The following is a 783-nucleotide window of genomic DNA, read 5'->3' as shown; positions in this document are numbered from 1 at the left end:
TGGGTTGTAACCCTTGCTTGGATCGCTCGGATCTTTCGGTGTCAATGGTGTTGTGCCATCTGGGCCGACTGGTGTTGTGCCTGGTACATGTGGAATCACTGGAAGATCAGTACCTGGTTTGCTTGGATCTGTTGGATCGTTTGGATATGGAAGGTTTGGTACTTTTGGAAGTCCGTCTGGTACATTTGGTACGTATGAACCAAGTTTGCTGTACTTAACTGTTTCTTCGCTATCCTTATCATCAGGAGTTACTGTCTTCGCTGCTACATTGGCCTTATCTGCCACGAATCCAGTTACTACTGGTGTAGCTTCTTGAGCCAATTCTTTCGTAGCTGGTGTCCATGCACTGAAGGTTTCCTTACCAGTTACACGGTTACGTTCACCTGTACGTGTGAAGGCTGCTTCTTGAGTCACTGGAGCTTTCAGAGCTGGACGACCGGCTGTCTCACCATCTGCGTATTCGTACTTGATTGTACGTGATACTTTCTTGTTGAGCTTAGCTGGGTCTGTAATCTTCTCTGTACCTTGACGAAGAGTAACGGTGAAGGTTTGATCCTTCTTATCGTCATTATCGAAGGTCTTAGGTCCCTTGAACTCATCGTTCACCACTTCATAGCCCTTGTCTGTCAATTCTTTCAGACGAGCTGCGTAGTTAGTTGTACCGATTGGCTCACCTGACTTACCGCTTTCAACTACCTTAGTCAATTCCTTATTACCGTCAGTTTGGTCTACGAAGCTGATAATCGCTTTTTGGCCATCCTTCACGAAGTTGATTGGTGTATC

General features: G+C 46.1%; 1 protein-coding gene. It reads right to left on the bottom strand.

Going from position 1 to position 783, the window contains the following annotated elements; genetic code table 11:
* Nucleotides 1-783, bottom strand: a 783-nt coding sequence (locus D8792_RS11515) for a mucin-binding protein (RefSeq protein ID WP_446677398.1), incomplete at both ends; no start/stop codon positions are given.

Source organism: Streptococcus cristatus (assembly GCF_003943505.1).
Lineage (GTDB): Bacteria > Bacillota > Bacilli > Lactobacillales > Streptococcaceae > Streptococcus > Streptococcus cristatus_E.
The sequence above is the reverse complement of the archived record's forward strand: the minus strand, read 5'-3'. Positions and strand labels throughout refer to the sequence as shown.